General features: G+C 63.6%; 18 protein-coding genes and 1 tRNA gene. 5 read left to right on the top strand and 14 right to left on the bottom strand.

The window, feature by feature from the left end; genetic code table 11:
- Positions 1 to 4: 4 nt before the first annotated feature.
- Complete coding sequence (locus C7449_RS11095; protein ID WP_108002874.1) at positions 5 to 1,204, bottom strand: efflux RND transporter periplasmic adaptor subunit; 1,200 nt, start codon at positions 1,202 to 1,204, stop codon at positions 5 to 7.
- 233 nt (positions 1,205 to 1,437) lie between these two features.
- Here C7449_RS11095 and selD point away from each other — a divergent pair, with 233 nt between their 5' ends.
- On the top strand, positions 1,438 to 2,487 hold the full coding sequence (gene selD, locus C7449_RS11090; protein WP_108002873.1) for a selenide, water dikinase SelD: 1,050 nt from the start codon (positions 1,438 to 1,440) through the stop codon (positions 2,485 to 2,487).
- 66 nt (positions 2,488 to 2,553) lie between these two features.
- A complete protein-coding gene (locus C7449_RS11085; protein WP_108002872.1) occupies positions 2,554 to 2,910 on the top strand; it encodes a hypothetical protein in 357 nt (118 codons plus the stop codon).
- A gap of 75 nt (positions 2,911 to 2,985) precedes the next feature.
- Here C7449_RS11085 and C7449_RS21765 read toward each other — a convergent pair.
- Positions 2,986 to 3,081, bottom strand: a tRNA-Sec gene (locus C7449_RS21765).
- Positions 3,082 to 3,184: 103 nt separating this feature from the next.
- Positions 3,185 to 4,276 carry a YihY/virulence factor BrkB family protein gene (locus tag C7449_RS11080; RefSeq protein WP_108002871.1) on the bottom strand — a complete coding sequence of 364 codons (1,092 nt, stop codon included), beginning with the start codon at positions 4,274 to 4,276 and terminating at the stop codon, positions 3,185 to 3,187.
- Positions 4,277 to 4,545: 269 nt separating this feature from the next.
- Between C7449_RS11080 and C7449_RS11075 the strand changes: the two genes are divergently transcribed.
- From C7449_RS11075 to C7449_RS11065, 3 genes are read left to right on the top strand one after another with little or no spacing between them, the layout of a single operon-like run.
- Positions 4,546 to 5,151, top strand: a complete 606-nt coding sequence (locus tag C7449_RS11075; protein WP_108002870.1) for a nutrient deprivation-induced protein — start codon at positions 4,546 to 4,548, stop codon at positions 5,149 to 5,151.
- Positions 5,144 to 5,563 carry a phage holin family protein gene (locus C7449_RS11070; RefSeq protein WP_108002869.1) on the top strand — a complete coding sequence of 140 codons (420 nt, stop codon included), beginning with the start codon at positions 5,144 to 5,146 and terminating at the stop codon, positions 5,561 to 5,563. The genes C7449_RS11075 and C7449_RS11070 overlap by 8 nt, the downstream gene beginning before the upstream one ends.
- On the top strand, positions 5,560 to 6,540 hold the full coding sequence (locus tag C7449_RS11065; protein ID WP_108002868.1) for a DUF3618 domain-containing protein: 981 nt from the start codon (positions 5,560 to 5,562) through the stop codon (positions 6,538 to 6,540). The genes C7449_RS11070 and C7449_RS11065 overlap by 4 nt, the downstream gene beginning before the upstream one ends.
- Before the next feature lie 98 nt (positions 6,541 to 6,638).
- Here C7449_RS11065 and selB read toward each other — a convergent pair whose 3' ends face one another.
- The 11 genes from selB to C7449_RS11005 all read right to left on the bottom strand — a co-directional run bounded on the left by selB (position 6,639) and on the right by C7449_RS11005 (position 20,940).
- A complete protein-coding gene (gene selB, locus C7449_RS11060) occupies positions 6,639 to 8,591 on the bottom strand; it encodes a selenocysteine-specific translation elongation factor (RefSeq protein WP_108002867.1) in 1,953 nt (650 codons plus the stop codon).
- Positions 8,591 to 9,382: a tetratricopeptide repeat protein gene (locus C7449_RS11055; RefSeq protein WP_108002866.1), complete on the bottom strand. Its 792-nt coding sequence runs from the start codon at positions 9,380 to 9,382 to the stop codon at positions 8,591 to 8,593. The genes selB and C7449_RS11055 overlap by 1 nt, the downstream gene beginning before the upstream one ends.
- Positions 9,369 to 10,769 carry an L-seryl-tRNA(Sec) selenium transferase gene (selA, locus tag C7449_RS11050; protein WP_108002865.1) on the bottom strand — a complete coding sequence of 467 codons (1,401 nt, stop codon included), beginning with the start codon at positions 10,767 to 10,769 and terminating at the stop codon, positions 9,369 to 9,371. Before selA ends, C7449_RS11055 begins: the two co-directional genes overlap by 14 nt.
- Positions 10,770 to 10,773: 4 nt before the next feature.
- Entirely contained in the window at positions 10,774 to 11,694 is a 921-nt protein-coding gene (gene fdhE / locus C7449_RS11045; protein WP_108002864.1) for a formate dehydrogenase accessory protein FdhE, read from the bottom strand.
- A 38-nt stretch (positions 11,695 to 11,732) separates the two neighbouring features.
- Entirely contained in the window at positions 11,733 to 12,419 is a 687-nt protein-coding gene (locus C7449_RS11040) for a formate dehydrogenase subunit gamma (protein ID WP_108002863.1), read from the bottom strand.
- Positions 12,406 to 13,389 (bottom strand): formate dehydrogenase subunit beta, encoded by a 984-nt coding sequence (fdxH, locus tag C7449_RS11035; RefSeq protein WP_108002862.1) that lies wholly within the window; start codon positions 13,387 to 13,389, stop codon positions 12,406 to 12,408. Before fdxH ends, C7449_RS11040 begins: the two co-directional genes overlap by 14 nt.
- Positions 13,386 to 16,481: a formate dehydrogenase-N subunit alpha gene (fdnG, locus tag C7449_RS11030; protein ID WP_146165068.1), complete on the bottom strand. Its 3,096-nt coding sequence runs from the start codon at positions 16,479 to 16,481 to the stop codon at positions 13,386 to 13,388. The genes fdxH and fdnG overlap by 4 nt, the downstream gene beginning before the upstream one ends.
- A gap of 185 nt (positions 16,482 to 16,666) precedes the next feature.
- On the bottom strand, positions 16,667 to 17,437 hold the full coding sequence (locus C7449_RS11020; protein WP_108002859.1) for an amino acid ABC transporter ATP-binding protein: 771 nt from the start codon (positions 17,435 to 17,437) through the stop codon (positions 16,667 to 16,669).
- Between the two features lie 18 nt (positions 17,438 to 17,455).
- Positions 17,456 to 18,607 (bottom strand): amino acid ABC transporter permease, encoded by a 1,152-nt coding sequence (locus C7449_RS11015; RefSeq protein WP_108002858.1) that lies wholly within the window; start codon positions 18,605 to 18,607, stop codon positions 17,456 to 17,458.
- A gap of 1 nt (position 18,608) precedes the next feature.
- A complete protein-coding gene (locus C7449_RS11010) occupies positions 18,609 to 19,817 on the bottom strand; it encodes an amino acid ABC transporter permease (protein ID WP_108002857.1) in 1,209 nt (402 codons plus the stop codon).
- A 94-nt stretch (positions 19,818 to 19,911) separates the two neighbouring features.
- Positions 19,912 to 20,940: an amino acid ABC transporter substrate-binding protein gene (locus tag C7449_RS11005; protein ID WP_108003190.1), complete on the bottom strand. Its 1,029-nt coding sequence runs from the start codon at positions 20,938 to 20,940 to the stop codon at positions 19,912 to 19,914.
- Between the last annotated feature and the right edge of the window lie 192 nt (positions 20,941 to 21,132).

Genomic DNA, 21,132 nt, shown 5'->3' with positions numbered 1-21,132 from the left:
TCTATCAACCCGTCGCCGGCGCAGCCGACGCGACCGACACCCGCTCGCCCGGCTTCAAGCGGGACTGTCCCTCGATCACGATCCGGTCGCCGGAAGAAAGGCCCGCCTTGATCGCAGAACTGGTTCCGTCGTCGGCGGCCACGGCGATCGGGCGCACTTCGACGGTATCGTCATCCTTGAGGCGGTAGACATAGGGGCCGCTCTGTCCGAACTGCACCGCGACGGTGGGGACGACCGGAACCTGCGCCAGGGTCTCTTCTTCCACGTCCACATCCACATACTGGCCGGGCCAGAGCTTCTGCGCACCGTTCTCGAAGGTTGCGCGCATCCTGATCGTGCCGGATGCGGTATCGACGGCCGAATCGATGAAATCGAGCATTCCCTGGCCGATCACCGTGTCCGTACCGCTGACTTTTGCCACCACCTGCGGCCTTGCGCCGCTATCCAGCAGTTGCTTGAAGGTCTGCAGGCGGTCTTCCGGCAGGGTGAAGTCGACATCGATCGGATCGACCGCGGTGATCGTCACGAGGCTGGTCGACGCGGTGCCTGACTGGCCGACGAGATCGCCGATCGCCACCTGCACCGTGCCGAGCCGGCCGTCGATCGGTGCATGAATCTGCAAGAGGCTGAGCGCGACCTGGTCGGCATCGATCGTCGCTTGATCGGCGGCGATCGTGGCTTCGGTGGATTTCTGGACGGAGAGGGCGGTCTCGTAGGCCTGCTGGGTGCCGGTGTTTTCATCGCGCAGGGTGCGTGCCCTTTCAAGCCCGGTATTCGCCGCCGCCAACAGTGCGTTATCCTTGGCAAGGATGGCTTGGTCTCGGGCGAGGTCGGCCTTCGCCTGGCGATCGTCGAGGCTGAACAGGAGGTCGCCGGCCCGGACCATCTGGCCATCCTTCACGTGGATTGCGGTGATCTGGCTCGCTGTCCTCGCGGCAACGGCGACGGTCTGGGGCGCCTGGACATGGCCGAAGGTATGAAGGACGACCGGGAAATCCCGGTTCTCCACGATCGCTGTCTGCACGGTTATGCCGGCTCCGTGCGCCCCGCCCGGTTCGCCTCGCGCCCCGGCGGGCGAGGTGGAGGCCGTGGATGTGGCGTAGGCCGTCTTGTCCGCCCCCGGCGTGGCATACAGTCCGTAGAGACCCGAAGCGCCGAGAAGCGCGATGAGCGAAACCACGAGTACGGCGCGTTTGTTGACCATGAAGGCCTCCGGGGCTTAGCCCATCCGCCATACTTGCTCCGTCAGTTCGGCGCATTCAAGCAGATTACAGAGATTTAACCTGACCAACGGCCAGCGACGCGTGGCGAGGGCGCGAACGTGTCGGCTTTGGGCTGGGAAGGGGGCTGCCCTGATTTGCACACGGTTGCGGGTGTCGCTTTCGTGCCCGCCCTGTTAAGGTAACGGCGAGCCTGAAGGACTGGTCAGGAGGATCCATGGACAGCATCGTTCCTCGCATCACCGAACTTGCTCACGGTGGCGGTTGTGGCTGCAAGCTGGCGCCCTCCGTCCTTCAGAAGCTGCTTGCCACGCAACCGGCTGCACAGCCCTTTGCCCAGCTCCTCGTGGGCAACGAGGCGGCCGACGACGCCGCGGTGTGGCAGGTCGACGACAAGACATGCGTGATCGCCACGACCGATTTCTTCATGCCGATCGTCGACGACCCGCGCGACTTCGGGCGGATTGCCGCCACCAACGCCATTTCGGACATCTACGCCATGGGCGGCAAGCCGATCCTGGCACTGGCGATCGTCGGCATGCCGATCAACAAGCTCGACCCGGCGACGATCGCCGCCATTCTCGAAGGCGGCGCTTCCATCTGCGCGGAAGCGGGGATTCCCGTTGCCGGCGGGCATTCCATCGATTCCGTCGAGCCGATCTACGGACTAGCCGTCATCGGCATCTGTCGCCCGGAGCAGGTACGCCGCAACGGCGGCGCAAGGCCCGGCGACAGGCTGATCCTGACCAAGGGCATCGGCGTCGGCATCTATTCGGCGGCCATCAAGAAGAATGTGCTGCCGGAGGGCTGCTACGAGGAGATGATAGAATCGACGACGCTGCTCAACCGCATCGGTGCGGACCTAGCGGCCGACGCCGACGTGCACGCGCTGACGGATGTCACGGGTTTCGGCATCCTCGGGCATGGGCTCGAGATGGCGCGTGCATCCGGCCTGTCCCTCACCCTTCGCCGGTCCGCCATACCCTGTCTGTCGCAGGCGGAGCGGCTGGCGCAACAGGGCTTCGTCACCGGGGCCTCGGAACGCAACTGGGCGAGTTACGGGGCCGACGTGGTGTTGCCGCAAGACTTGCCGGACTGGCAGCGCCTGCTGCTCGCCGATCCGCAGACCTCGGGCGGGCTTCTGGTCGCGTGCGCACCGGAAAGGTCCGATGCCCTGGTCGAGCAAGTCCGGCGCGCCGGTTATCCGCTCGCCAGCATCGTCGGAACCGCGCAGCAGGGAAGCGCTGGAATTCAGGTCGTTCCCTGAGGGTTTCCGTCTCCGGCGGAACAAGCGCCGCCGAGCGCCGTTGGTGAACCACGAAGGGAGATCGCCATGCGCAACCTGATAACCACCCTCCAGTCCGCATTAGCGTTGGGTGCCGTTTGCCTGCTGACCACCGTTCCCCCCGGTCCGGCATTCGCGCAGACCGCGAAAGGAAAAACCGATTGTGTCACCCCGGGTCCCAAGGCAGGCGCCAAGGCGGAGCCGGGGACTGCTCCCGACCGGACCAGCGCCGACGGCACGGCGCCGGGCAACAGCGGCTCGACCGGCTGGACCGGCGGCACCGGTGGCGCGCATATCGGCACAAATCCGCAAGGGGCGACGGCTACGTCGACCACCTGGCAGCCGCCGACCGCACGCGGGCTCGACCTTGCCATGGCGCCGAAGGCGGCGGAAACGGGCTGCTGAGGATTTGGAAAGACCTCTTCCTCAAGCCTGGTTTGACGATGCTCTTGCCAACTGACGGCATCTCGGCCGTCAGGCTGGCGGAAGAGAATGGGAGTCGAACCCACCCGAGACAGCCTCGCTGCCCCACCCGGATTTGAAGTCCGGACATGCCACCGGGCATGGTTCTCTTCCGTCGCCTGATTTCACTGTTGCAGCGCAGCCAGCAAAGCACGATTGTCGCGGCGTTGCCATCCTTGCGCTTGATTTTGGGATAGGGCGCCAATGGACCGGCGACCTAGTCGACGGTCTTTCCAATATCGTCGGCGACAAATGCGCCCCGTTCTCCGATCGGCTGCGGTGGGCCGGTTGTCGAGTCCCGTTCCGTCTGGTGCTCGAGTTCGGCGTTCACTTCCGCTCCGACGATGAGAACAGCAACGGAAAGCCACATCCAGACCATGAATCCGATCAGCCCGCCGAGGGCGCCGTAGGTCGCATTGTAGTTCGCGAAGTTGTCGAGGTACCAGGAGAAGCCGAGCGTCATCAGGAGCCAGGCGAATGTGGCCAGGGTCGCTCCCCAGGTAATCCACCTTACTTTTGCTGGCTCGCGGCTCGGGCCGAAGCGATAAATCGCCGTGAGCGCCAGGAACATCATCGCCAGCAAGAACGGCCAGCGGGCAAGCAGCGTCAAACTCTCCTTCAGCGGGGTCAGCGAAAGATGTGAGGTGATCACGGGCAGCAAGGCGAGGGCGCCGATCATCAACGCCGCGCTCACCATCGCGCCAAGTGTGAAGGCTAACGCGACCAGGTTCAGCCGGATGAAGCCGCGCTTCTCCTTTTCATCGTAGGCCACGTTCATGGCCTGGAAGACCGCCAACGTGCCGTTGTGAGCGCTCCACAGGGCGATCGCAAGTCCGCCAAGGAATGCAAATCCTAGCGTGGTGTTCCTGTTCTGAATCAGTGACTGAAGCTGGTCGGAGAAGATCTGAATGGCAGCCGGCGGCAGGACGCCGGCCATGTCGCGGATATGCGCGGAGATATCGGCGGGATCTGCAAGCAACCCGTAGAGCGACACTACGGCCGCAAGGGCCGGAAACAGCGCGAGAAGCAAATAGAAGGTGACGCCGGCAGCGACAAACGTGACGTTGTCGTCGGAGACCGAACTCACGGTTCTCCAGAATACGTCGAGCAGCCCCGGTACAGGAATTTCGGTTGGGCGTTCGGCATGTCTTCCGCGGCCATCCGACGCAGATTGCGTTTTCCGATCGGTCCCTTTGTCGAGGGTCCGAGCGGGGGCGTCTCCTCGCGGCGACAAGACACCGGCCACTAGTCCGAGGCCTACGAGTGCCAAGGCTGCGGGAGTGTTGATAATGAACTGTCCACGAGACATGACGACGCCTCCACCAAACCGAAGGCGTTAACGCCTGGAACTTGAAATCGATGCATCGCTGGCTTGGTTTATTGAGGCGTCTCGAAAGTTCGCAGCATCGGCTACGAGAACCGTCATCGTCATCTTTTCCATGCTCATCTCCCGTGGGTCCGCTTTCCGTAGGGCGGAGCCAGGTCGTTGTCCTAGTCTGCTGGAACAATCCGATTGACCGTTTGTTTCATAAACGGATTGCGGCCGTCGATGGCTGCAAATCAGTCGGGAGAATGATGATGAGCAACCCATTCGAAGGCGACGGCACGATCGTTCCCGAGGGGCAACGCCCAGTGAACCCGAGTGTGGCCGAACCACGGGCCACTGCGGGCGAGCCAAGGGATACTGAACCTCGGCAGGGAACGGCGCAGAGCAGCACAGGCGAACTGACCCAATCCCTGCAAGAGGACGTGCAAACGCTGGGGCAGCTCGCCAAAGATCAGACGCGGCAGGTGAAAGAGGCAGCAGGCAAGCTCGCTGCCGATCAGAAGGGCTTCGCCGCCAGCAAGGTCAGCGGAGTTGCTGCAGCCATTTCGAAAGTCGGCGCAGAACTCGAACAGAGCGATCAACCGGAGGTCGGCCGCTATGCCCGACAAATCGGCGACTCCCTCCAGAACTTCGCGGGCGAAATCAAGGACCGCGACCTGGGCGAGATCGCCCATATGGCTGAGGATTTCGGACGCAGGCAGCCGCTGGCCTTCCTGGGAATGGCCGCACTGGCGGGACTGGTGACCAGCCGCTTCGTCATGGCCTCGTCTCGGCGACGCCCGCGGAGAACAGCTTCGACTGGAACCACCTCAGTGCGACAAGGCCCACAGGATCAGGAGGGTATGTATAATGGCTAATCACAGCGACCATCGTCCGCTCCCCGAACTGGTTGGCGGTCTGCTCACGGACATTTCCGGGCTCTTTCGCAAGGAAATCGACCTGGCTAAGGCCGAGGCCTCGGAAAAGATGGACCGCGCCCTCGGCGGGCTCGAACTTCTTGCCATCGGTCTCGTTTTCGCCATCGGAGCGATCGGCGTTCTCCTGAGTGCGGCGGTGACCGGGCTGGCTGCTTTCCTGGTGTCACAGGGAATGACCGGGCCGAACGCCAATGCGCTTTCGGCCGTTATCGTCGGCGTCATCGTCGCCATCCTGGCATGGGCCATGATCTCACGCGGGATCGGGGCGCTGCGCTCCAACAATCTTTCGCTCGACCGGACCGCGACATCGCTCCGGCAGGACGCTGAAGTGATCAGGGGAGATCGGCTATGAAACACGATCAAGACCATCGCACCGCCGCCGAACTTCAATCGGAGATCGAAGCCGACCGCGAGCGCATCGAAGAGAAGCTGCATGCCATTCAGGAGCGGATGTCGCCCGGCCAAGTGGTCGACGAGCTGATCGAGTACGCCAAGAACAGCGGCGGCGCCGAGTATGTCAGCAATCTCGGTACGGCGTTGAAGACGAACCCGCTCCCGGTGGCGCTGATGGGCATCAGCCTCGCCTGGCTCATGGCCAAATCCGGCTCCGCTTCCAACGGTTCAGGGGGGCGGACGGAGCGGGAAGAGTATCCCCTCGCCAGGGTCACCGGCGCGGTGAGGAGGACCGAGCCCGTGCAGGATCAGTTCGGTGAGCGATACAGTCATTTCTCCGACGAGCGCGGCAACCGCTTCCGGGCTCTGACAGATAAGGCCGGTCGGCGGGCGGGCCACTTTATCGATGAAGCCGGCCGGACGTACCGCGGATTCGCCGATGCCGCCGGAAACCAGATCCAGGACATCAGGGACGAGGCCGGCACGCTGTTTGACGAGGCATCCGGCTGGATTTCGCAGTCCTGGTCGCAGATAACCGAGTCCGCGGCAAGGGTCCAATCCGCGATCAGCGACGCCGGGCGAAGTGTCGGCGAAAAATCCGCCGCAGCCGGCAACGCGATCAGCAATCAGACGGCCAACCTCAATCAAGCTCTGTTGACGCAGTTTCGGGAACAGCCGTTGGTGGGCGGTGCGCTCGCATTTGCTGTCGGGGCAGCGATCGGATCGGCGCTTCCCAACACCGAGCAGGAAGACGAAATCATGGGCGAGCCTGCCGATGCGCTTCGCGAGGCCGTCGCCGATCGGGCGAGTGATGCGATGCACAAGGTCGGCGAAACCGCTGCCGATCTATACGGTCGGGCAACTGCTGTTGCCTCCGACGTCCACGACGCGGCGAAGGAACGCATCGCAGAGGAAGCGCGCGACTACAAAGGCTAGCGAATGCTGCCCCAGGGTGGTGCCTTGGGGCAGTGTTGCCATGTGTTCCCGCCATGTTGCTTGAGGTTTGTGCCATCAGACCTGCGCTGAATTGAAGTTCAGACGATCCCTGGGACGCTCCCGGCTCCGGATTCCCCGTAAAGATCAAGCCTGTGCGGATTGACCCGACGGACATCGCCGCGCCGGATCGTGACGCCCTGACGGTCGAAGAACTCGAGGATCTCGATCGCGACCTTCCTGCCGTTGTTGACGCGGTCGCGAAAGTGGCCGGCGGAAAACTCGCCCCGCTCCGCGTGCGCGGCGACATCCTTGATGATCTCGACCATCTCCGCCGTCGTCCCGCGGATGAAGAAGTGGTCGTGACGAATTTCATCGACACGGCCGAGGCGGGCACAGAGTTTTAGGACGCGTCGGATCTCCCGCTCGTCGAGGCCCAGCATTTCGGCGAAGTCGCGGACCCGGGGCGGGCGAAATCTTTGCTCCTCCATCAGGTAGGGGCGGATTTTCGCATAAAGGTCCTCCTCCCTCTCATTAAGCCGAACTTCGTGTCCGGGCAGTCGCACGAACGCGCCCTGGAGCACCAGCCGCCCGGCCGCCTGTTCGATCCTGAGCGCAGCCAGAAAGGTCGGCGGAGGAAGGCGCGGGGTCATCTGCAGCCGCAGTCGTTCGCGACCGATCCCCTGCAGGTCGGGGTGCTCGGCGTGAAAGGCGCCAAGTATCCCCTGCAGGGTGTCGGAGAATTCGGCATGCCGGCGTATGGAAATGGCGTGCCGGGCCGGCGGAGCCTCAATCGTGTCGGCCTGCGCGAAGGCGATCGCCGTCTGCAGGTCCGCTTCGGACAGCACCCTGTCCCGGGCAAAGGCCACGAGATCAACGAGAAACGGCGGGACATCGAGCAACGCCGCAAGCGCAGAGCCGGGATGCGACAGGGACGCGGCATCAAGGAGGTCCAGCCGCTCGGCGGACCGCCGTTTGCGCAAAGGCGCCCGCAGGTCGAGAAGTCGGCCGCCGCCGATGGTGCGTTGCGCCGAGACGTCGCGCAGGATGAAGCGGTCGCCAAAGGCGGCGGCGATCGGTCGGTCGAGTACGAGCTGAACCTTTCCGCGACTGCCTGGCGCCAGCGGCCGTTTGAGCGGGACGATGCGCGCACCGGCCTCGGCGCTGCCGTGATGGAAGCGGGCCGGAAACCAGTCGCCGATTGCCTTCGCCTCGCTATCAAGCACCCGTAGCTCGGCATCGATGCGGTCGGTCGGGGCATGCAGGGAGGGATCGACGACCAGGTCGCCGCGGCCCACCGCCTCCTTAGAGATATTCTCTCCGGTCAGGTTCAACGCACACCGCTGGCCGGCAAAGCCGCGCTCGGCCTGCTGATTCTGGGCATGGATGGACCGAACCCGTGCCACAAGTCCGGAGGGCGAGATCATCACCCGGTCGCCAAGGCCGACCGAGCCGGAAAGCACGGTTCCGGTGATCACGGTGCCTTTTCCCGGAAGCGTGAAGCTGCGATCGACGGCGAGCCGGAAGCAGCCTTCGGCACTCGCGGCAACCGTGGCGCGTTCGGCTGCGGCCAGCCGGTCCCTGAGCGGCTTGATGCCCTCACCGGTTGCGGACGAAACGGGCAGGATCTCGGCATCGCGAAGATGGGTGGACGCCAGCATGCCGCCGATTTCTACCATCAGGCTGTCGAGGCGGGCAGGGGCGGCCAGGTCCGCCTTGGTGATCGCGACGAGCCCGCGGTCGATGCCGAGCAGGTCGAGGATTGCGAGATGTTCGCGGGTCTGGGGCTTGATGCCGTCGTCCGCCGCAACGACCAGCAGCGCGTAGTCGATGCCGCCGGCACCGGCGAGCATGGTGTGAATAAAGCGCTCGTGGCCGGGGACATCGATGAAGCCGGTCACCGCGTCGTCTGCGAACCGGGCATAGGCAAAGCCGAGCTCGATGGTGATGCCGCGCGCCTTCTCTTCCTTCAGGCGGTCGGTGTCGACACCGGTCAGCGCCTTGACGAGCGTCGTCTTGCCATGATCGATGTGCCCCGCCGTGCCGACGATCATCACGCCCTCCCAGACAGCGGCTCCGCGGCCCGGCGTTCCGCTTCCTCGGCATCGGCCGGCGAGAGACTGTCCCGGACAGCGCCGATGAACGGCTGCGCCAGCGTGCTGCCGCCGTTGGTCGCCCGGATCAACCACGCCAATGCCGCCACGCCGTCGCGCGCCGTGCCGGCGCCCATGTGACAGGCCGCGCCGAGCATCGCCTGAGCGTCGGCGTCACCTCTCTCTGCGCCTTGCCGCCACCAGTCGGCGGCCCTCTTCGGGTCTCGCTCCGCGCCGAGCGCATCGTGATAGAGCATGCCGAGCCGCGTCATCGAGGAGGCGATGCCGGCCGCCGCGGCACTTTCCGCCCAGCGTCGGGCCTCGACGGGGTCGGCTGGCATGACCTCGCCTTCGAGCAGCAGCCAGCTCAGCATGTCCTGGGACGGGGCGTCTCCCTTTTCGGCTGCGCGCCGGTAATATTCGGCGGCCGTCCGGTAATCCGGATCGCTGCCGTTCAGCCCCTGCATGTGAAAGGCCGCATAGTTGCGCTCGCCGACCGGATCGCCAGCCTCCGCAGCAAGCCGCAGCCATTTGAGCGCCAGTTCGAGATTTTGGGGCACGCCGATCCCTTCGGTGAAACAGGCACCGATATTGTTCTGTGCGCGTGGGACACCGGCTCGCGCCAAGGGTGTCCAGATCCGCAACGCGGTCGCGTAGTCGCCGGCCTTGGCCGCTGCAAGGGCATCGGCCATCGCGTCGGCCTCGGCCGCAGCCTCGGGTTCGCGCCGAAGTATCCGATCAAGCCACCGCATGACCTCTGACCTCGGACAGGCTTTCCAGGAACGCCGCCTCGTCGGACAGGCACCGCAGGTCCAGCACGAGGGCGCCGTCCTGCAGGCGGCCGAGGATCGGACGGGGCAGGGACCGGAACAAGGCGGACAGCGCCTCGAGCGCGCTTCCGCTCGGCGCTGCGATCCTGATCCCCGCGCTTTGGATGGTTTCGACCGGAAGTGCACCGGAGCCGATCTGGCTCGAACAACAGCAGACCTCGACCGTGTACCCCTGCGGCGTCAGGAGAGCCCCGATTTCGGGGGCCAGCCGTTCCGCCTGTGCCCGTATCTCAGCCTGCTGGCGGGCGAGCATTTTGAGTGTCGGAAGGCGGGAGGCCAGGCGATCGGGGTCGCGGTAGAGCTTCAGGGTGGCCGCCATCGCCGCGATGCGGATCTTGTCGACGCGCAGCGCCCGCTTCAGCGGGTTGCGATTAATTTCCGCGATCAGATCCTTGCGGCCGACGATGAAGCCCGCCTGCGGCCCGCCGAGCAGCTTGTCTCCGGAAAACGTCACCAGATCGGCGCCTTCCGCGACGGCGTCGCGCACGGTGGGCTCCCTACCAAGACCGTAGCGCGACAGATCGATCAGCGTGCCGGCGCCGAGATCGTTGAGGAGCACCACGCCGGCCTCCTGTGCAATCGCCGCAAGCTCTGCACCTGGGACAGCGGCAGTGAAGCCTTCGATCCGGTAGTTCGATGTGTGTACCTTGAGGATCAACGCGGTTTCGGCACCGATCGCGTTGATATAATCCTTCGCATGGGTGCGGTTGGTCGTGCCGACCTCGACGAGTTCGACGCCGGCGCTCTGCATGATGTCGGGCATGCGAAAGGCACCGCCGATCTCGATGAGCTCACCGCGCGAGACGATCGCCTGCCGTCCGGCGCCGATGGTGTGGAGAGCGATCAGGACGGCCGCCGCATTGTTGTTGACGATGGTGGCAGCCTCGGCGCCGGTGAGTTCGCAGAGCAGTTCTTGCAGATGGCTGTCGCGTTCGCCCCGCTTGCCGGTCGCAAGGTCAAATTCAAGGGCTGCCGCGTCGCGCATGGCAGCCACGGACGCGGCGACGGCCTCCTCGGCGAGCAGAGCCCGGCCGAGGTTGGTGTGCAGGACCGTGCCTGTGAGGTTGAACACCGGACGAAGCGTCGAGCACTCGCGCTGATCAAGCCGGCTCAGCAGCGAGGCGACGATGCCGTCCTCACCCGGTAACGTACCGCCGCCGCGCACGGCGATGCGGATGTCTCCGAGCACCGCACGCAGTTCGTTTGTCACCACCACCCTCCCGTGGCGTTCGACGAGCGGTGAAACGGACGCAGCTTTCAGCATCTGGTCGACCGAGGGCAGGGCGCGCAGCGCGGCAGGTCCCGACATCGCATCAATACCCCATCATGAATGGGTCGAAGCCCGCCCGCCTGTATTCGGTATCCTTCATCAAGAGATCGAGCCCGAGGCTCGCGACATCATCGGCCACGGCCTCGATGGAAGGATTCTTGTTCTGGTAGAGGATCTTCACCCAGCTGTGGCAGCTGTCGCAGACTTCGGCCTTGACGGTAGCCTCTTCGTCGCCGGTCTCGACCGCCCGATAGCCGATGCCCTTGGTGGAACCGCAGGCCAGACATTTGATGCGAACCTCGTTCCACATCGTGGCGCAGCAGGAGCAGCAGGCATAGCGCACGCCTTCGGCGGGCTGAAAGCCGACCACCATGGAAGCGACCGGCTTGCCGCCGCAGGCGGGACAGACGCCGATGCGGATCGGCACCAGCCGGCCTCCGTCAAGCCCGGCCGCGATGCGCGCGGCGTGGACCTGGACCGCGGCGGCAATGTACAGGTGATGGGCAAGGCTGTCGCCCGGCAGGTCGTCGCTGATAACGTTGCCGATCAGCCAGGCAAGTGTTTCCTCGTCGGCGCCGCGGACCTGCGCCAGCGCCTCGGCCGCGGCATCAGGCTTCTCCAGTGCGTCGGCTGCATTTAAGAACTGGTCGAGCATCTGCCGAAAATCCGGCGATGTCGCCATTGCTGAACGATCGATCGGCGGCATGGCGTTCGCCCGGGCCCGCGCGAGTTGCTCTGGGTCGATCGGCGGAAGCTCGGGCAGAGTGGATGCAAGTTCGCCCTGGATGCGCACAATCGCCGCCAGGAAACGGAGGTAAGGTCCCAGCCGGCTGCCGTCGGCGAGCACCTCCAAGCGATCGGCGCGAACCTTGAAGAGGCGTGACGGGTCAGGCATCAAGGCAAAGAGGGCCTTGGGAACTCCCCCGACCATCGACGGATCGGGCTCTAGACGGGATCCGGACATCACACCTCGCGGGCCGACCGGCCACTGCTATTGCCACCTTACTCTGCCGGATCGATCCGTCCGCGTCCAGCCAGTTCCCTGAGCCATTTGCGATGGTGCCGCCAGGCCCATCCGCCGGTGACCGAGCCGCGCGTCATGGCGCGCAGCGTGCCGCGCGTCCAGAATGCCGCATAGACGTGCACGATGAACACGCAGATGATGACCGCTGCGGCTATGGCATGGATCAGCACGGCAATGCGGTTTGTCTGGATCGACGTGTAACTATGAAAGTACTGATCCCAGATGATGACGCCGGTTGCGATCAGAATTACGATGAGGATGGCCATCGACCAGAAGATCACCTTCTGGCCGGCGTTGTATTTGCCCATCTCTGGCAGCCGTTCCTCGTTGCCGCCAATCACGTCGCGAACGCCCATGAACCACTCCATGTCCGCCCTGTTGAATATGTTGGCCCGCCAGAGTTGGAAAAAGAAGACGTAGAAGCTGAAGAACAGCACCACGCCGATCCAGGGATGCAGCATCCGGGTGTTCTGCCCGCCGCCGAACAAGCCGGTGAGGAAAAACAGCGAGGGGTGAAACATCGCAAGGCCGGACAGCGCCAGCAGGATCAGGCTGGTGGCCGTGATCCAGTGATTGACGCGCTTGGCCGGCCCGTAGCGGTTGACGGTCACCGGCGGCCCGCGATGGATCGTGTCCTCCGATTGAATGTCGCTAGCCGGGGTCATCAGGCGTCCTCCCGCGCGTCTCTGCGCTATCGACCAGCCTTTCCGCGTTAGCCTCGTCTTCAGGCTGCACGCGGTTCGCCCTGCCGAAGATCCCGTGGAGCACCGCGCCGACGGCGACAAGCCCCATGGCAGCGAGACCGGTATACTTCGTCACACCCTTCCAGGTCTGGACGACACCGGAAATCTTCGGGTGATCAGGCAGATCGGAATAGATGTGCGGCTTGTCGTTGTGATGAAGCACGTACATGACGTGGGTGCCGCCCACGCCTGGCGGGTCGTAGAGACCGGCGTTCGCATAGCCGCGCGACTTGAGATCGGTAATGCGGTCGTCCGCATGCTTCTTCATGTCTTCCTTGGTGCCGAACACGATCGCCTGGGTCGGACAGGCCTTGGCACAGGCCGGGCCCTGACCGACGGCCACCCGGTCGGAGCAGAGGGTGCATTTGTAGGCAGTGTGGTCCACCTTGGAGATGCGCGGGATGTTGAACGGGCATCCCTTGATGCAATAGCCGCAGCCGATGCAGTTCTCGTGAATGAAATCAACGATGCCGTTCGAATACTGCACGATCGCGCCGGGTGCCGGGCAGGCCTTGAGACAGCCCGGATCGGCGCAATGCATGCAGCCGTCCTTGCGGATCAGCCATTCCAGATTGTCCGTTTCCGGATTGACCCACTCGGTGAAGCGCATGAGCGTGAACATGTCCTCGGTGAGGTCATGCGGGTTGACATAGGAGCCGACATTCTCGCCGATCTCCGGGTTGGTGTCGTTCCACTCGACGCAAGCCGACTGGCAGGCCTTGCAGCCAATGCATTTCGACACGTCGATCAGCTTGGCGACGGGCGTCAGCTGCCGCTCGGGGGGCGGCAATTCACTGGTGGCAGAGCGGCGGATCAGATCCTTCTGCGTGAGGTTCGTCTCCATCGGCTGCACCGGCGGATTGCTGACGGCCGTACGAGGACTGTCCATCATGCGCTTGCCCCCCTGTCCTTGGGTGCAGTCGAAGGCTCGATGTTGACGAGGAACGCCTTCGATTCGGGCGTCTCGATATTGGCATCACCGACAAAGGCTGCGAGCGAATTGGGGCCGAAACCCTTCTTGGCCGAGCCGGTGAAGCCCCAGTGCAGCGGCACCCCGACAATATGGACCGTCTTTCCGTCGCAGGTCAGAGGGCGGATGCGCTTCGTCACCATGGCCTTGGCTTTCACCTCGCCACGCTTCGACCAGACGCGTACCCAGCCGCCGTTGTCGATGTTCTTCTCCTTCGCCAGTTCCTCCGAGATCTCCACGAAGAATTCCGGCTGAAGCGCCGAGTTCACCCGGTTGTGCTTCGTCCAGAAGTGAAAGTGCTCGGTCAGGCGGTAGGAGGTCCCCGCATAGGGGAATTCGTCCGACGTGCCGAGCTGCGCCACGTCGGTCTCGAACACCCGCGCCACCGGATTGCCGCGCATCTTCGGATTGAAGACGTTGGCGACCGGGGATTCGAACGGCTCCATGTGGGCAGGGAACGGCCCGTCACGCATCAATCCGCGCGCGAACAGGCGGGCTGTGCCCTCCTGGTTCATGATGAACGGACCGACTTCGTCCGGCTTGGCCGTCGGGGCAATGTCCGGGACGTCGTAACCCGTCCATTTCGAGCCGTCCCACTCGAGCAGCTTGCGCGACGGATCCCAGGGCTTGCCTTGCAAATCGGCCGAAGCGCGATTGTAGAGCGTGCGCCGGTTGAGCGGCCAGGCGAACGTCCAGCCGAGATAGGCGCCGGTGTCGTCTGGATCATGATTGTCGCGCCGGGCCATGTTGTTGCCCTGCTCGTTGAAGTTGCCGGAATAGATCCAGCAGCCGCACATGGTCGAGCCGTCGTCGCGCAGTTGCGAGAAGTTTGTCACCTGCTTGCCGGCCGCGACCAGGACCTTGGTCGGGTCGGCAGGGTCCGTGAGATCGCTCAGCGCGCGACCGTTGATCTCCTTGGCCAGTTCCTCAGGAGTCGGATTGTTCGGATCGGCATACTCCCATGACAGGTTGACGATCGGATCGGGGAAGGCGCCGCCTTCCTTGCGATACAGGTCCCGCAATCGCAGGAACAACTGGGCGATCGTATAGGTGTCGTGCTTCGCTTCGCCGGGCGGCGTCCCGCCCGCCCAGTGCCATTGCAGCCACCGGCCGGAATTGGTCAGCGAGCCGTCGTCCTCGGCAAAGCAGGTCGTCGGCAGCTGGAACACCTCGGTCTGGATTGATGCGGTGTCGACCGGGTTGAAGTCGCCGTGGTTTTCCCAGAACCGTGACGTCTCGGTGTCGAGCGGATCCAGGGTGACGAGCCACTTGAGGTTCGACAGCGCCTTGGTGTTCTTCGCCCGGTTGGGGAAGGCCAGCAGCGGATTGAAGCCCTGGCAGATGTAGCCGTTGACCTTGCCGTCATACATCAGTTCGAACACCCGCAGCACGTCGTAGGACGGCACGTCCAGCTTGGAGAGGTAGTTGAAGGCCCAGTCGTTGTCGGCGCGGGCGGCGTCGCCCCACATGGCCTTCTGGAAGGAGACCATGAATTTCTTGTAGTTCTGCCAGTAGCTCGTCTGGCCGGGACGCAGCGGCTTGAACTGGCGCGTCGACATGTAGGTCGCGAAGTCGACCTCCTTTTCCGTCGGCATCGTCAGGTAGCCGGTCAGCAGGTGCGACATCAGGCCGAGGTCGGTCAGGCCCTGGATGTTGGAATGGCCGCGAAGCGCATTCATGCCGCCGCCGCGCACCCCGATGTTGCCGAGGATGAGCTGCAGCATGGCCATGCCGCGGATGTTCTGCGAACCCTTGGAGTGCTGGGTCCAGCCGAGCGCATACATCGACGTCATCGTCTTGGTCGGCGACGAGCATTCCGAGATCATCCCGGCGACCTTCAGGAACTTGTCCTTTGGGGTGCCGCAGATCCGTTCCACCATGTCGGGCGTGTAGGGGGCGAGGTGCTCCTTCAGCAGGTTCCACACGCAGCGCGGGTTCTGCAGTGTCGGGTCGGTTACGACAAAGCCGTCGTCGCCGATCACATAGTCCCAGGTCGACCGGTCATAGTCGCGCTTTTCCGCATCGTAGCCGGTGAACAGGCCGTCCTTGTAGCCGAAGCCGTCCTTGACGAGGTAGGAGGCGTTCGTGAACGCCTTCACGTACTCCCACTGTACCTTGTCGTTGTCGATGCAGTACCTCATCACGCCGTTCAGGAACGCGATGTCGGTTCCCTGGCGGATGGGGGCGTAGAGGTCCGAAACCGAAGCCGTGCGCGTATAGCGCGGATCGACGACGATCAGCCTGGCGCCGCGGTTCGCCTTCGCCTCGGTTACCCATTTGAATCCGCAGGGATGGGCTTCGGCCGCATTGCCGCCCATCACGACGACGAGGTCGGTGTTCTTGATGTCGGTCCAGGAGTTCGTCATCGCTCCACGGCCAAAAGTCGGGCCCAAACTGGACACCGTGGGGCCGTGTCAGACGCGCGCCTGATTGTCGAAACCGACCATTCCCAGGGCCTTGGCAAACTTGAACGTCGCCCAGGCCGTCTCGTTCGTCGTCGCGGACGCGGCAAGCAGGCCGACCGTCGTCCAGCGGTTGACCGGAACGCCCGCAGCATTCGTCGCCACGAAATTGGCGTCGCGGTCGTCCTTCATCAGCCGGGCGATGCGATCGAAGGCATCCTCCCAGGAGATTCGCTCGAACTTGTCGGAGCCCGGCTTGCGGTGCATCGGGTACTGGAGGCGGGTGGGGGACTTCACGAAGTCCTTGAGCGCCGCGCCCTTGGGGCAGAGCGTCCCGCGGTTGGTGGGATGATCCGCGTCGCCCTCGATGTGGACGATGTCGGCGGTCTCCCCTTTCCGAAGGTCGCCCTTCGAATACATGATGATGCCGCAGGCGACGGAACAATAGGGGCAGGTGTTGCGCGTCTCGGTGGTGGTGGTCAGCTTGAAGGGCCGGACATGCGCGATTTCGGCCGCCTCAGCCTCGCCAAACCCCATTGCACCGAGTGATGTCGCTGCAACTCCCGTTCCGGCCAGCTTCAGAAAGCCGCGCCGAGAGAGTTCCATGTTCATTAGAACAGCCCTCCATCTTCGAACGCCGAGAAACGAAGCGTATCGCGCAAGGCCAGAAAGTCAACGTAATCTGTGGCCGGTTCCATGGAGAGGACAATGCGACGCGGACGCGCGGGCGAACGCGGAGGCAACAAAAAGCGGGCGGGTCAGGGACCCGCCCGCTGCATTCGGCTTGCCGTTCAAGTTCAGTGCAGGATCTGGCTGAGGAACAGCTTGGTGCGCTCGTGCTGCGGATTGTCGAAGAAGTTGTGCGGGTCGTTCTGTTCGACGATCTGGCCTTGGTCCATGAAGATCACGCGATTGGCGACCTGTCGGGCGAAACCCATCTCATGGGTGACGCAGAGCATGGTCATGCCTTCCTCGGCGAGCGACACCATGGTGTCGAGCACTTCCTTGACCATTTCCGGATCGAGCGCCGAGGTCGGCTCATCGAACAGCATGATCTTCGGCTTCATGCACAGCGAGCGCGCGATGGCGACGCGCTGCTGCTGACCGCCGGACAGCTGGCCCGGGTATTTGTGGGCCTGCTCGGGGATCTTGACGCGCTCGAGATAGTGCATCGCGACCTTCTCGGCTTCCTTCTTCGGCATCTTGCGCACCCAGATCGGCGCAAGCGTGCAGTTCTCCAGGATGGTCAGATGCGGGAAGAGGTTGAAGTGCTGGAACACCATGCCGACCTCGCGGCGCACCTCATCGATCTTCTTCAGATCGTTGGTGAGCTCGATGCCGTCGACGATGATCTGCCCCTTCTGGTGCTCTTCCAGCCGGTTGATGCAGCGGATCATCGTGGATTTGCCCGAACCGGACGGCCCGGCGATGACGATTCGCTCGCCCTTCATCACCCTCAGGTTGATGTCGCGCAGCACGTGGAAGTCGCCGTACCACTTGTTCATGTTGACGATGTCCACGGCCACGTCCGTGGCCGAAACCGTCAATTTCTTGGCTAGATTTGCCATCGATGTATTCCCCCTGAATTATCTCGTGTGGCTCGTGTCGAGCCGGCGTTCCACGAATGCTGAATAGCGCGACATGCCGAAGCAGAAAAGCCAGAACACGAAGCCTGCGAAGATTAGACCCGTCAACGGGGTCACCGGCGTGATCCAGCCGCTGTCTCCGAAGCTCGCCTTGACGATTCCGAGCAGGTCGTACATCGAAATGATCGTCACAAGCGAGGTATCCTTGAACATGCCGATGAATGTGTTGACGATGCCCGGGATGACGAGCTTGATCGCCTGCGGCAGCACGACGAAGGTCATCTTCTGGAAATAGTTGAGACCGAGCGCATCGGCGGCCTCGTACTGGCCCTTCGGAATCGCCTGCAGCCCGCCACGGATCACCTCGGCCATGTAGGCCGAGGCGAAGATCGAGACGCCGATGAGCGCACGCAGGAACTTGTCGATATTGTTGCCGGGCTGAAGGAAGAGCGGCAGCAGCACGCTCGCCATGAACAGCACGGTGATCAACGGAACACCGCGAATGAGTTCGATGAAGGTGATCGCGAACGTCCTGACGATCGGCATCTTCGAGCGGCGCCCGAGTGCGAGGAGAATGCCGGCCGGCAGCGATATGGCAATACCCACGAAGGACAGGATCAGCGTGACCATCAGGCCGCCCCAGAGCGGCGTCTCGACGTGCGACAGGCCGAAATAGCCGCCCAGCAGCAGTACGTAGGCGACGATCGGAAAGGCGATGAGCAGCAGGATGGCGTTCAGCCCCTTGCGCGGCACCTTCGGCAACAGCATCGGGATGAGGAGCGCCACGAACATCGCGACAACGAGAAGCGGCCGCCAGAGCTGGTCGCGCGGATAGGAGCCGAACATGAACTGGATGAAGCGGTCATTGACATAGGCCCAGCAGGCGCCGCTCCAGCCGCTTGGCAACAAGCCGCCCTGGTCGACGGTGAGGCAGACGCTGCGGTCCGGTCCGGACCAGACGGCGGAGAGGAACAGCCAGTCGATTGCTGGCGGCAGGAAGTACACGATCGCGGCGATCGCGATCAAGGTCAGCGCCCCGTCGGTCCAGGAGGCGAACAGGTTCCTGTGGATCCACCCGAGTGCGGTGGATTCGGAAACCGGCGGCTTCTCGGCGGTCAGAAACCGGTCGCGGACGAAGGAAATCTCGGTCATCTCAGCGCTCCACCAGTGCCATCTTGGCGTTGAACCAGTTCATGAACAGCGAGGTGACGAGGCTGATCGTGACGTATACCATCATCCAGATCGCAATGATTTCGACGGAGTGTCCGGACTGGTTGAGGATGGTGCCGCCGACCGCGACAAGGTCGGCATAGCCGACCGCAACGGCAAGCGAAGAGTTCTTGATGAGGTTGAGATATTGTGAGGTGAGCGGCGGAATGATGATCCGCAGCGCCTGCGGCAGCACGACCAGCCTGGTCGCCAGTCCGGCTCGCAGCCCCAACGCATAGGATGCCTCGCTCTGGCCCTGCGGCACGCCCCGGATGCCGGCGCGCACGATCTCCGCGATGAAGGCGGCGGTGTAGAGCGAGAGCGCCAGATAGAGGGCGAGGAATTCCGGTGCGACGACCATCCCGCCGCGCATGTTGAAGGAGCCGGGGATCGGGTAGTCGAAGGACAGCGGCCGGCCGAGCAGGGCGAAGACGACGAGCGGCAGCAGCAGGACGAGTGCAAGATTGACGTTCAGCACCGGCGGGCGCTGGCCCGTGGCGCGCTGCCGCGCATTGGCCCAGGCCGTGTAGGCGATCGCGGCCACGACACCGACGCCGAAAGCGGCGATCACGTAGCCGAAGCCTTCGCCGAAGATCGGGGCGGGCATGTAGATGCCGCGGTTGGAAATGAAAAACACCGCGTTCGGGTTGTCCTTCACGTGCTGGAAGATGCTGCGGATCGACGGCAGCAGGGCAAGCACGCCCAGGTACCAGAAGAAGATGACGAGGAGCGGCGGGATGTTGCGGAAGATCTCGACATAGACCGTGCAAAGCCGCGATACGAGCCAGTTGGGCGACAGGCGGCCGATGCCGATGAGAAGCCCCACGATCGTTGCGGTGACGATGCCGCAGGCGGCAACGACGAGTGTGTTCACGAGGCTGACCTGCAGCGCCCGGAAATAGGTCGAATCGGCGCTATAGGCGATCAGGCTCTGGGCGATGTCGAATCCGGCGCGGCTGTTGAGGAAGCCGAAGCCGGTGGTCATGTTGGCGCGGGCGAGGTTCTGCGCCGCGTTGCTCCAAGCGTACCAGATCACCCAGACGATCAGGATCAGTGTTGCCGCCTGGTAGACATAGCTTCTCAGCGCAGGATTGTAGAGGAGCGATACCTTCGGAGGATCGCCGGACCCGGTTCGGGCGTCCGCAACAGCCATTTAGTACCCCTATCATTGTGTTCGCCCTTTTTTCCGGGCGTTCAGGTGAGGAGGGCGGCTGGCCGCCCTCCCGTCAGTCAATCGGCATTCCGTCTCAACGGATCGGCGGCGCGTACTGCAGGCCGCCCTTGTTCCACAGCGCGTTCAGGCCGCGGTCGATCTTGAGGGGTGACCCCTGGCCGACGTTGCGCTCGAAGGATTCGCCGTAGTTGCCGACTGCCTTGATGATCTGCACGGCCCAGTCGGAGGGCAGGCCAAGGTCGGCGCCGATGGTCGAATCGGCCTCTTCACCGAGGAAGCGCTTGATGTCCGGGTTGTCGGACTTCTTCATTTCCTCGACGTTGGCCTGCGTGATGCCGAATTCCTCGGCGGCGACGAGCGCGTAATGCGACCAGCTGACGACGTCGAGCCACTTCGAATCGTTCTGGCGGACCGCCGCACCGAGCGGCTCCTTGGAGATGATCTCCGGCAGAACCATGTGGTCGTCCGGGTTGGTCATCTTAAGACGGATAGAGTAGAGGCCCGAGGCGTCGGTCGTGTAGGCGTCGCAGCGGCCGGCGTTGTAGGCGGCGTCCGCTTCGTCCTGCGCTTCGAATACGACCGGCTTGAACTCCATGTTGTGGGAGCGGAAGTAGTCGGCGAGGTTCAGTTCGGTGGTGGTGCCGGACTGTACGCAGACGGAAGCACCATTCAGCTCCAGCGCCGACTTGACGCCGAGTTCCTTCTTCACCATGAAGCCCTGGCCGTCATAGTAGGTGACGGCGCGGAAGTCGAAGCCGAGCTGCGAATCGCGGCTGGTGCTCCAGGTCGTGTTGCGCGCCAGCATGTCGATTTCGCCGGACTGCAGCGCGGGGAAGCGATCCTTGGCGGAGAGCGGGGTGTATTTCACCTTGGTCGCATCACCGAAGATCGCGGCCGCAACGGCCTTGCAAAGATCGATGTCGAGTCCGGCCCAGTTCCCGGCCGAATCCTGCGCGCCGAAGCCGGCCAGATTCGAACCGTTCACGCCGCACTGTACGAAACCTTTTGCCTTTACGTCTGAAAGCGTGTCGGCCTGAGCGGCCGAGGCGCCAATCCCCATGACGGCAGCGCCGACGAGGGCTGCCACGATTGTTTTTGCCATGTTCAACAACCTTTGTTCATTGTCATTCTGTTGTTTGCCCGGCGTCGGCGTCTTGCGGAAGCGCCGCGGCACCCGCCACCCTCCCGGGGCGAGTTAAGCTATCTCATGCTCAAAAAGCCGCATGGTCAAGAGAGACCGCCGATTTTCCGACAACCCCGTTCAATTGTTCGGTACAGTTCGGAAAAGCCTTGA

The organism is Mycoplana dimorpha, from assembly GCF_003046475.1.
GTDB lineage: Bacteria > Pseudomonadota > Alphaproteobacteria > Rhizobiales > Rhizobiaceae > Mycoplana > Mycoplana dimorpha.
The sequence above is the reverse complement of the archived record's forward strand: the minus strand, read 5'-3'. Positions and strand labels throughout refer to the sequence as shown.

What these genes read in the sequence shown, in the direction of transcription:
- C7449_RS11020 (WP_108002859.1), bottom strand. Translation starts at nt 17,437, where the DNA reads ATGGCAAATCTAGCCAAGAAATTGACGGTTTCGGCCACGGACGTGGCC.
- C7449_RS11085 (WP_108002872.1), top strand. Translation starts at nt 2,554, where the DNA reads ATGCGCAACCTGATAACCACCCTCCAGTCCGCATTAGCGTTGGGTGCC.
- selB (WP_108002867.1), bottom strand. Translation starts at nt 8,591, where the DNA reads ATGATCGTCGGCACGGCGGGGCACATCGATCATGGCAAGACGACGCTC.
- C7449_RS11070 (WP_108002869.1), top strand. Translation starts at nt 5,144, where the DNA reads ATGGCTAATCACAGCGACCATCGTCCGCTCCCCGAACTGGTTGGCGGT.
- C7449_RS11040 (WP_108002863.1), bottom strand. Translation starts at nt 12,419, where the DNA reads ATGACCCCGGCTAGCGACATTCAATCGGAGGACACGATCCATCGCGGG.
- selA (WP_108002865.1), bottom strand. Translation starts at nt 10,769, where the DNA reads ATGTCGGGACCTGCCGCGCTGCGCGCCCTGCCCTCGGTCGACCAGATG.
- C7449_RS11055 (WP_108002866.1), bottom strand. Translation starts at nt 9,382, where the DNA reads ATGCGGTGGCTTGATCGGATACTTCGGCGCGAACCCGAGGCTGCGGCC.
- fdxH (WP_108002862.1), bottom strand. Translation starts at nt 13,389, where the DNA reads ATGATGGACAGTCCTCGTACGGCCGTCAGCAATCCGCCGGTGCAGCCG.
- fdhE (WP_108002864.1), bottom strand. Translation starts at nt 11,694, where the DNA reads ATGTCCGGATCCCGTCTAGAGCCCGATCCGTCGATGGTCGGGGGAGTT.
- C7449_RS11075 (WP_108002870.1), top strand. Translation starts at nt 4,546, where the DNA reads ATGAGCAACCCATTCGAAGGCGACGGCACGATCGTTCCCGAGGGGCAA.
- C7449_RS11010 (WP_108002857.1), bottom strand. Translation starts at nt 19,817, where the DNA reads ATGGCTGTTGCGGACGCCCGAACCGGGTCCGGCGATCCTCCGAAGGTA.
- C7449_RS11065 (WP_108002868.1), top strand. Translation starts at nt 5,560, where the DNA reads ATGAAACACGATCAAGACCATCGCACCGCCGCCGAACTTCAATCGGAG.
- selD (WP_108002873.1), top strand. Translation starts at nt 1,438, where the DNA reads ATGGACAGCATCGTTCCTCGCATCACCGAACTTGCTCACGGTGGCGGT.
- C7449_RS11015 (WP_108002858.1), bottom strand. Translation starts at nt 18,607, where the DNA reads ATGACCGAGATTTCCTTCGTCCGCGACCGGTTTCTGACCGCCGAGAAG.
- C7449_RS11080 (WP_108002871.1), bottom strand. Translation starts at nt 4,276, where the DNA reads ATGTCTCGTGGACAGTTCATTATCAACACTCCCGCAGCCTTGGCACTC.
- C7449_RS11005 (WP_108003190.1), bottom strand. Translation starts at nt 20,940, where the DNA reads ATGGCAAAAACAATCGTGGCAGCCCTCGTCGGCGCTGCCGTCATGGGG.
- C7449_RS11095 (WP_108002874.1), bottom strand. Translation starts at nt 1,204, where the DNA reads ATGGTCAACAAACGCGCCGTACTCGTGGTTTCGCTCATCGCGCTTCTC.